The organism is Thermogemmatispora sp. (assembly GCF_019683755.1).
GTDB lineage: Bacteria > Chloroflexota > Ktedonobacteria > Ktedonobacterales > Ktedonobacteraceae > Thermogemmatispora.
In genome coordinates this window covers 1-10,038 of sequence record NZ_JADGHT010000162.1, presented here as the reverse complement: position 1 = coordinate 10,038, position 10,038 = coordinate 1, and the positions used below count along the sequence as shown (strand labels likewise).

The 10,038-nt window shown below is 57.4% G+C and carries 7 protein-coding genes; 4 read left to right on the top strand and 3 right to left on the bottom strand.

Translation table 11 applies throughout. The features are described from left to right. Window positions 1-414 precede the first annotated feature (414 nt). Together IRZ24_RS11695 and IRZ24_RS11690 are read left to right on the top strand one after the other, a co-directional pair. On the top strand, window positions 415-2,358 hold the full coding sequence (locus IRZ24_RS11695) for a HEAT repeat domain-containing protein (protein WP_297164278.1): 1,944 nt from the start codon (window positions 415-417) through the stop codon (window positions 2,356-2,358). A 240-nt stretch (window positions 2,359-2,598) separates the two neighbouring features. Further along, the gene (locus tag IRZ24_RS11690) at window positions 2,599-4,080 is read left to right on the top strand and encodes a serine/threonine protein kinase (RefSeq protein ID WP_297164274.1); all 1,482 of its coding nucleotides are present in this window, start codon (window positions 2,599-2,601) and stop codon (window positions 4,078-4,080) included. A gap of 198 nt (window positions 4,081-4,278) precedes the next feature. On the opposite strand, the gene IRZ24_RS11685 is transcribed toward IRZ24_RS11690, so the two are convergent. Beyond that, entirely contained in the window at window positions 4,279-6,045 is a 1,767-nt protein-coding gene (locus tag IRZ24_RS11685) for a CocE/NonD family hydrolase (RefSeq protein WP_297164271.1), read from the bottom strand. Window positions 6,046-6,296: 251 nt separating this feature from the next. Between IRZ24_RS11685 and IRZ24_RS11680 the strand changes: the two genes are divergently transcribed. Together IRZ24_RS11680 and IRZ24_RS11675 are read left to right on the top strand one after the other, a co-directional pair. Next, the gene (locus tag IRZ24_RS11680; RefSeq protein ID WP_297164269.1) at window positions 6,297-7,082 is read left to right on the top strand and encodes an IclR family transcriptional regulator; all 786 of its coding nucleotides are present in this window, start codon (window positions 6,297-6,299) and stop codon (window positions 7,080-7,082) included. A 490-nt stretch (window positions 7,083-7,572) separates the two neighbouring features. Next, window positions 7,573-8,268, top strand: coding sequence for an FHA domain-containing protein (locus tag IRZ24_RS11675; protein ID WP_297164266.1), 696 nt, complete (start codon window positions 7,573-7,575; stop codon window positions 8,266-8,268). On the opposite strand, the gene IRZ24_RS11670 is transcribed toward IRZ24_RS11675, so the two are convergent. Then, a complete protein-coding gene (locus IRZ24_RS11670; RefSeq protein WP_297164264.1) occupies window positions 8,216-9,064 on the bottom strand; it encodes a hypothetical protein in 849 nt (282 codons plus the stop codon). The genes IRZ24_RS11675 and IRZ24_RS11670 overlap by 53 nt on opposite strands. Before the next feature lie 217 nt (window positions 9,065-9,281). Then, window positions 9,282-9,764 (bottom strand): DinB family protein, encoded by a 483-nt coding sequence (locus tag IRZ24_RS11665; RefSeq protein ID WP_297164261.1) that lies wholly within the window; start codon window positions 9,762-9,764, stop codon window positions 9,282-9,284. Between the last annotated feature and the right edge of the window lie 274 nt (window positions 9,765-10,038).

The window sequence follows — 10,038 nt, the reverse complement described above, 5'->3', positions numbered from 1 at the left end:
GGACCACCCTTATAATTATATACTAGACCGGCTGCACACAGGCAGCGTCTGCCTCGCCAGGCGTTGTGACCAGGCGAACAGAAAGCGCAGATAGAGGGGGAGAAAGTGGGGGAGATGCGGAAAGGTGCCAGCGTGGATGCTATACGGAAAATTGGCTTTGCCCATACCAGAATAGTCTTGACCGTAGAAAGTGGAAGCGCATACAATAGCGAAGAGCCTGGCTGACCGCTGGCGTCATCGACAGGATGCCATATGACTGCGCTGGCGGCGCAGCTTGCCCACCACCCAAGTAGGATCAGGTGAAGAAGAGGTCTCGCTTAAGTAAGGCAGGAGCATCTGGGGTCTCTGCGATGATGAGCGGTTGCAGGGGAGCTGATCCGCATCCTGATACGAAAAGCATGAGGATAGCGAGAAATGGCAGACATGTATCATGATCAGCCAGCGGAGCCGGCGTCGGGGCAGGAAGCCAGCACGACTCCGCCGGTTCCCGAGAAGGAGACGCGCGCCATTGAGATGAGGCCAGAAGACAAACTATTGCCCCCGAAAGAGGAAGGAGCGTCGCTAGCGGAAGCAGAGAGCGCACCAACTGCCATACCCGTTGAACCCGCCGAGCGGCACGGCGTCGCTGATGCAACGGTAACTAAACCAGAGCAGAGCGGAGCGCCTGACCAGGCTGTCACTTTAGAACACCTGCTAGCTCGCCAGCCACAGCCTCCTTTGGACACAGAATCGTTGGCTGTCAGAGAGCGTTTGAGTCGGCTCCGCACCGACGTCACAACCCTACTCACCGATGTGCGCTGGAGTGCGTGCAGCTTAGAAGAAGCAGCCAGGCGACTGGTGTCGCTGCTTGATTTTAGCCCACTCCCTCAATGGGCTTCCCTGGTGGTTACCAATCTCTATGAGATTGATCGGGCCGGCATCCTGATACCAGTGTGGCGGTTGCTGATTGAGAAAGCCGACCCCCAGGAACAGAACCCGCTCCAGGGAAGCAACCCGGCTGATACACCATTGGGGAAAGCGTGCCGTCTAGCGGTATTGATGCTTGGTAACTACAGAGAACCTGAGCTGACGGCCCTGCTCGGGCGCCTGGCTCTTGATCCTCGCCTCTCGTTCTATGCCGCACAAGCTCTGCTGAACCAGAATACATTATTAGCCCGTCAGACGCTTGTGCGTGCTCTAAAGGAGGCAGAAGGTTGGGCGCGTGTCGATCTACTCGAAGCCTGCCTGAAGCTGAAACAGCCTGGCTTCTTTGATCTCTTGCTGGCTGTCGCTCTGGAGCGTATCAGGGGTCTAGAAGCCTATGTAGCTCCCTCGCTTTATAAGAGTGCTCTTCCTTTAGAGGCCTATCTTAATCCTCCCCCAGAGACAACGCTCCCGTTGAAGCTCGTCCAACATGCGGCACTGGTCTGCTACTATGTCCTCCTGGAAAGCGTTCGTAGTGCCAGTGTACAACCTGAGCAGCCGCCGGTAGCCTTTGAGCGCGAGCTACGAGCCTTGGCTGAGGCACTCTTCACAAGCGCGCGCCGCTATGGAGGCTGGCAGCAAGTCGTAGCGCTGCACCAGCTCGCCTTGCTACTCGGTCGCTACTGGGCTAGCATCGCGCGTGGTCTGGTCCGCGAACCGCGCATTGTCAAGGCTGTCTCCGACTCTTTGCCTCTGATGCCAGAGATTGAGCGCTGGATGAACGGACCTGCGCGCGATATTCTGCTTGCAGCTCTCCCAGCCCAAGATGAGCGAGCCTGGTCGCCGGTTATCAAAACGCTGCTAGATCTGCGCGAGCTGCGGCTGTCCACCCCCTTACTTGAGATCTTAGCCCAAGTTCGTCGTCTGGAAAGTGCTGAGGAGGCGCAGCGTCTTGCTCTGGCTTGCGAGGCCCTGGCTGCTCTGGGAGAGGGCAGAGCATTGGAAACATACCGTCGTCTACTGCAGGACGTCATTGTCCTTCAAGAGCGTCTTGCTCTGGCTCAGCGGGCTGAGCCCCTGCCTCCGGGAGATAAGCATGTACCGGGCAGCATCCTCGCTGTAGCCGTGCTACGTGCTCTGGCTCAACTAGCCACTCGCGAGGGGCTTGACCTTGTCGTGCAAGCCTGTCGTGACTTCGATCCAGTCGTACGCGAGGCCGCCCTAGAGGCGCTCATGAGACTGGACGGGCGGGGTGAACTGCGGATCAGCCGCATGGCCATGCGGGAAGCTTTGAGTGATCAGGCACCAGCGGTAGCAGCTTTGGCCTGTCACCTGGCCGCTCAATACCAGGACCGCGAATCGCTACCTGCCCTGCGCTATTTGCTCCAGTCAGGTCCTCCAGTGCGTGAGGCCGCTGCGGCAGCGCTTGCCCGACTAGAGCAGGCGGTAGCCTAGCCAATCCCTGCCTAAGCCCGGCCAGCGCTGACAACCACAGGGCGCCAGCGGTCTGGCTCTCTTAGCTCTGCTTGCTTGCCTGCCTGTTTACTTGCGGGCTTACTACCTAGCCCTGCTGTATACTATACAATAGGAACAAGAAAACTCTATTTGCCCGTCAGGGAGAACCACTGTTCCTCTCTCGCGGCTGCTTCCTGGCGAGCTTTCTGTCTCTTATCCAGGTAGTGAGGGTCAAATAGAATGAATATGTTGGTGGGGAAGACGCTCGGTGGATATCGTCTTTTACGGCTCCTCGAAAGTGGTGGGATGGGGGATATCTATCTTGCACAGCATGAACGGATCGGGCGCAAGGTTGCTATTAAGGTCATCTGTAGCGATCTCCGCTCTGCGCCCCTCTCTCCTGAAGGCATTCAGGCCGCTCGCCGCTTTATCCGCGAAGCACGCGCTGTCGCTGAGCTAGAACACGAGCATATTTTGCCTCTGTATCATTTTGGTGAGGAGACACTTGAGCCGGACTCAACGGTTATTACCTATCTAGTGATGCCCTACCTTTCTGAAGGCTCGCTTTGGAAGTGGCTCCAGAGGAGGACGCAACAGTATGGCTTTAGCTGGCCCATTTCAGCAGAGGAGGCCGGCTACTATCTACTCCAAGCTGCCTCGGCGCTGCAATGCGCCCATGATCATGGCATTGTCCACCGCGATATCAAACCAACCAATTTTTTGATTCGCGTAGATCGCGGTCCACTTAGCCCCACAGTGGATGCTGAACGGGCGGCCCTGCTGAATCGGATCTTTCCACACGGACGACCTCATCTGCTGCTGGCTGACTTTGGCTTGGCAACCTTCTATCGCCAGGGCCGTTCATTTCACCGCTCTGTGGGAACACCGCTCTATATGGCGCCGGAGCAGTTTGATGATCCTGCGCAGGCCGATGCGGTGGCGGTTGGGCCGCCAGCCGACCAGTATGCGCTTGCAGTCATGATCTATCAGCTCGTGACTGGTCGCGCTGTCTTTGAGGGAACAGCCAGCCAATTACTACATCATCATCACCATACTCCTCCAACGCCTCCCAGTGTCTATAATCCTTCTTTGCCGCGTGAGTTGGATGAAGTCTTTCTGCGGGCGTTGGCGAAGAAACCTGAGCAGCGCTTTCCAACAATTCTGGCCTTTGCCCAGGCCTATGATGCCGTGATCCAGGCCAGGCTGCAAGCAAACACGCAGCTATCTCAGCAGCGCAGCGAAGTACGAGCCTTAGCGGTAGCAGTCAATCGTCCAGCCTGTCTGGCCCTACCTGAAGCGGTAGAGGAGCGCCTGGTGACCCCGAGACGCACGCCCCAGCCAGAGGAGACAACCCTCAAGGCTGCGGCCCAACTGCGACGAATCCAAGAGGAGCAGGGGGGGCGGCAGAAGCAGAAACAAACACCCTCGCCAGCCACCGCGCGGCAGGCTGGGCGAGATGAGGCATCTGAAAAGAGGAGCGAACCGGCTCCCGCGCCGGAGTCGCTCAGAGAGGGCGAGTACTGCGCCGAGGCCGGGGGTGGTCTTGTGATCCCCTCGAAGCCGGGATCGCTCCTCATCGCAGGCCGCATGTTCTTCCTGACACTGACATTACTGGCCGTAGTGGTGCTCCTGGGCGGTCTCCTGCTGGTGTTACTGCTGCTAGCAGATCATCTTGGTCTATTCTCCCATGCCATGCACGCTGAGCAACAGCTTTGGCACTAAGACGCAGCATCAGGCGCCGTAGAGGCTGGGTTTGGGCTCCGTCAGGGACAACCGAGGGTTGCACAGGACATAACCGCAGCCGCGCCGCGATCGCTGACACAGGATGACCAGCCGCACCTGAGCTAGCAGGCACGAGATCTACTCTGACAATCTATGGAGCATCACATATCATGGCAAAGCTATTTCTCTCCTGATCGGCTAGTGCGGCACAATTGGCAAGACAATATATGAAGGGTGCTCACGATTATGGAGAATCGTCTGCTGAGCAGGGACCATCTCAGCGCTCGCTCCCAGTGGCTGGCCGGTATTCGGATTGCGATCCCAGCGAGGGAAATTGCTGCTGGTGATGTCCAGGCGGATGCGGTGACCTGCTTTAAAGAGATTGCTGGTTGCCCACAGATCAATCACATATTCATAAGCTTTGCCCGGCTCGATCAGCATGGGTTCACCGCCGCGCGGCGCATGGCGGTAACGAGCCCGAATGATGCCGTCCGTCAAATTCTGGGCATAGCCGTCGGGATGGACGTCAACCAGGCGCGCTACAAAATCGGTATCGGGAGCGCTGGAGGCGGCCCACAAGTGGACGCGGATCGGGCCGGTGACCTCCAGATCCTCCTGGAGAGGAGCGCTGGTATAGACCAGGACATCGCCACGACTCTCTACAGGCCGCTGGTCGAAAGGACCGGCAGGATACTCGGGAGCCATCAAGACAGCGCCACCGCGCGTGATCACCGGGTTAGCTGGATCATAGGTATACTGATCAGCGCTCTCATCGCCTGGCGGCTCGGTGGAGAGAGTGCCGTCGCCGTGAAGGGTATTAGCATGGCCCTGGCTATGCAGATAGTAGCGCGTCTCGACGGCGCGGGCCAACGGCCATTCTTGCTCATCGCGCCAGACATTAGCGCCCATCACAAAGATCTTGATAGGCGCCTCCTGCGCAATGCCGTTTTCGATGCCCTTGAGCCAGTAGTCGAACCAGCGCAGCTGATACGTCATAAAATCCTGCTGCAGATTAATAAAGGCTATCGTCGAAGCGAAACCAAAGGTCTGCTCCCCAACCAGGCTACCCTGCGAAGTATGGGCCCAGGGACCGATCAGCAGCTTGCTCTGGCGGGCCTGAGGCGTAGCGCCCCGCTGACGCATAGCCGTGAAATGCTCAAGGGTATCCTGCAAGAAGATGTCATACCAGCCACCGCCATTGAAGGCTGGCACAGTCACGCGCTCGTGTTTCCCACTGATATTCATATATTCGGCGGCGGCGCGCTGCATAGGGAACTCCAGAGCCAGAAAGAACTGAGGAGCGATCTCCTGAGCTTTCAGTGGACGGAACTCCTTGAGGGGCAGCGACCAGTAGCCTTCCTTGCCCAGGGCATCCATCTCCTTGGCCCAGAGAGCGATCGCCTGCCCCAGAGCCTGGGGATCATTGCGATAACGGCGCATCAGCACGTCCATACCCATCTGCAGTTGCCAGTGGGCCATTGTGCCCAGCTCCAAGGCCCCACCACGAAAGACCACGCCATTAAAGGGATCGCTCCAGGTAAAGAGCGGAATCATCGCTTTCAGGGCTGGAGGCTGCTCGATTGCCGCCGACCACTGAGTGAAGCCGAAATAGGAAGCGCCATACATCCCAACCTGGCCATTGCTATAGGGCAAGCGGGCGGCCCATTCGATCGTATCGAAGCCGTCGCGTGCCTCATTGGCCATTGGTACCCAGTCGCCATCAGAGGTAAAGCGTCCACGCGTATCCTGCACGATGACCACATAGCCACGTCTGGCGGCCTGGACGGGGTCCAGAATGGCGTTTCCCAGAGGCAGATCTTTGCCGTAAGGCAGGCGTGTCAACAGCACCGGCCACTGTCCTTCAGCAGCCGGTCGATAGATATTGGCGCGCAACGTGGTTCCATCGCGCATGCGAGCAGGGACATCGTAGTCCACGATGACTTGCTGACCTGGTTGCGTTGTCATAGGTGCTGAAACTCCTTCATACAGATGCCTACCTACCTTCGTAGCGGCCGGGCCGCTTAGGCCAGACTGAGTCAGCCCAGACAAGGCCCCAAAAAAGAGGCCGCAGTGATCACCGTGTATGATACAACGCCTTACGAGGAGAATGCCAGTCTTGACACTCCCTTGCCCGTCTGACTATACTGCCACTCATCGATTATGGGACACTCTATTCCGGCAAACAAACCTGGCAGGCCGGTATAAGGGGGAGACGTATGCGGCATGGAGCGCCCCTGGACGGAGAAAAGACTGTCCAGATTGTCCATCGGATCGCCAGTGTGCTGCGCGCCTTTCATAGTCGCCGTCTGCTGGGGATCACTGACCTGGCCCAGGCGACGGGCCTGCCCAAGTCGACGACGCATCGTTTGGTGACAGCCCTGGTGAATGAGGGTTTATTGGTTCAGGACGAGGATACGCATAAATATGGTCTCAGCTTGCATGTGACGGCGCTGAGCGCGAGCGTACTGAGTTCGCACGCTGTGCGCAAGGTAGCCCGGCCCATCTTAATGGAGCTACGTGACCAGACACGCGAATCGGTCCATCTGGCTGTGCTTGATGGCATGGAGGTGGTCATCATCGATACTGAGGACTCCTACTTCTTTGTGCGCGTTGTCAATGTGCCTGGTCAGCATTTACCGGCGCATGCCGTCTCGACGGGCAAAGTTTTGCTTGCCTATCAGTGGGAGCATCGCCTCAAGGAACTGATTGGTCAGATCAAGCTAGAGCGCTATACGGAGCGCACGATCACTGATCCTCGGCGCTTTATTGAGGAGCTGCGTCAGATACGCATGCAGGGCTATGCAATCTCTTGTGGCGAGCTGGAAGAAGGCGTTGATGCAGTAGCGGCCCCCATTTTTGATCATCTAGGCACCGCAGTGGCTGCCGTCTCGATTGGTGGTCCTAGTGAGCGCTTTCACCCCCGCCTCTCCGACTTTATCACGGCGGCGGTGCATGCGGGCCAGCGCATCTCTCAGGCGCTGCGCTATGTCGGCTGGAATTAACAGGAGGTCTGCCTCTTCCGGTTGCTTATTTCCATCGAGAAATGCGGGTGGGAGCCGTATTCGGCCAACGGGCAGGGTCAGCAGAGGTGTCTGTGGTATGCTACAATCAATGCGGGAGGGAAGAAATAAGCGCACTCTGCTCGCCCGGCCTAGCGCTTGATCAGCTTCTCATTGGGTTTCTACCTTCTGTTGGCTGCAAGCAACGTTGCACGCGAGAGATAGGTGATGGTCTAGCCTGGTCTAGCGTGGTCTAGCGTGGCTAGTGGGATGCTAATCCATCTCGATACTGCTGGCGAGCGAGCTGAGCCAGTGGATCAAGCGCTAGGAGTGAATAAGGTGATGTCAAGCGCGCTACCTTTATCCACGTGTCTGTATACCGAACCCGCAGTAACGGAAGTGAGAATGGAGAACTGGATGTTGGTCCATGCGGAATGTGTTTTGGTTGAAGCGTACTCGGGAACACAGACGCCTCAGCGAGGAGTGCCGCCAAATGTTGCGAGAGTCTTCAGAGCAGCCAGGGGTCGCCTATCTGGTGATTCACCGCGAGCCGCTGCCGAACAAGCGCGTTGAGCTATGGAATGAGTGTACGACAATAGGCCGCAGCCGCGACTGTGATATCTTCTTAGAAGATATCAGTGTGCATCGTCGGCAGGCGAGCATTCTCTATACGCCACAAGGCTACCTGCTGCGTGACGATCATGGCAGCGGTGATAGCTTCGTCAATGGCCGACCGGTGAAAGAAGCACTGCTACGTGACGGGGATGAGCTGCGCTTCGGCAATACACGTCTGACCTTTTACGCCCATGAGGGTACACGTCCGTTCCAACTAGCCTCTTCACGAGGAAAAGAGCTGCACTTGACCAGGCAGCCTGATCCGGCAACGAGTGTTATTGCACGTCTGGAACTGGACAACGTGGCGGCTGCTCCGCGCACCTTTGAGCTGCTGCCCGAAATGACGATTGGCCGTAGTCGCGATTGCGATCTTTTCCTGGAGGATTTGACCGTCAGTCGTCTGCATGCTACCATTCGCCAACTGCCAGATGGCCGTTACGAGCTGGAAGATCGGCGCTCGGCTACGGGCACGTTTGTCAATGGCCGACGCATCTCACGCTGTCTCCTCAACAATGGGGATATCATCCAGATTGGCAGTCATCGCATCGTTTTTCGCCTGGTGCCTCCTTCTTAAGCACGGCGGCCACGGCTCTTAGATGCTCTTCGTAGGGATCAGAACCGCCCGAGATTGCGGGCGCCTCATAGGCGTGGGTCTTCTGGATAAAGCGCAAGACCTCTGGAGGCACGTCACTCGCATGGGCTGCTGGATTCTGACGAACGCGCGTTGAAGAGATGTCGCGGTAGGCTGGATCGAAAGGCAAAGCTTGCACTGCCTCGGCAAACTGGCGATTCTCGGGCCGCTCCAGCAGCGCTCGTAGCTCTTCCTCACCAGCAGCACCACGCGGGGCGACCAGAAACCGTGCAAGCTGAAAAAGCCGATGCAAAGCTGCATCGCGGTCGTGATAGTAGCGTGGGTCAAAAATCTGCACAATCTTATCAAAGCCCACTAGAAAGGTCAGGCGGCTGACCGCAGGAAAACTGCGGTAGACTGCTTCCGCCTGCTCGACGTAGAGTCCCCGGTTAAACAGCAGCAGACCTACGCCAGCAAGCCTCTGCTGCAGAATCTGCTGCAGGAGGAGCAGACGGTCTAGCAGAGTTGGGCGCTCGACATGCTCTTTATCAACGATTTGCTTGCTCATAGCGGCGTAGACGCTAGCATCTGTCCCTACCTGTTCCTGGACCCTGCGCAGCAGGGCAAGATGCGCCATTGTCGGAGGATTAAAAGAGGCTGGAAAGACAACGATCTGACCCTGCGGCTCCGGCGAAGGAGGCACAACAAGCGCGGTGGGCGGCTCGTGCGGATCAAGCCGCTCTAACAACGCCTGGAGAGCACGATATTGCTCTTGTAGCTCAACTGCTAACTGTCCCATATGTCGCTCGCTCCTCGTCAATCGCTGCTTGGCCCTATGCCTCTGATGAGGAAGGGACATCGCGAAGAGGTGACCGCTCTTTTAAGCATAGCATAGACTAGGAGGGTCGGGGAGAGAGGCGAAAAAGGCCCGTTGCTGATCTGGCGAGCAGATAAGCTGACCGGCACAGTGACACGGGAAGAAAAGAGGCGGTGAGGCTCACGAGCCTTCCTCGTTGCTATCCTAACCGAAGGCGATCACGGAAAGCGGCGATCTGGGCACTATGCTCACGCTTATGACCATAGTACATATAGACAAGCAGGTCGTCGAGCGAATACGGGTCACCATACCAGGGAAGCGTGCCCGTCTGACGGCAAGTTTCCGCTGGGATACGAGCGATCAGCTCCATCGTTCGCTCGTGGGCAGAGACATACTCCTGGAGCACCTCATCAAAGCTACACTCCTTACGCATCGCCACCTCGGCCTCATTAAACTGGGGTCCCAACTCAGTGAAGCGTCCCAGATAGGGAGTAGGATCGTCTTCAAGGAAAGAGATCAAGACATCGACCAGAACCAATTCATACGAGGCGAGATGAGCAATGATATCTTTGACCGACCAGACGCCACAGGCCCCGCTCTGTCCCCGCGCCGACTCAGGGAAACCTTCCAGGGTTTTCATCACTGTCAAGTGACCGTATTTTAAGACATCACTTGCATTCATCGTTTTCTTTCCTGCCTTCTCTCTCTGCAAACTGACCGGGAATACCAGCTTACGCTGCTGCTGGGAGCCACCTCTGCTACTGCTCCCCCACCGGTGTTCGTCTTCTGCCTGATCTAGCGCAGCATTGCCAACCCAGCTCGAGAACAGGCGGCTCGCGGAGGTTGAGAGAAAGGATGAAGACAGCCTCCACCCGCAGCTATAGCCTGCCCCTCCCCACAAGAGGGACTGAGCCAGTGTAGCCTATGCCAGCGCCATCAGTAAACCGCAGAAGTAC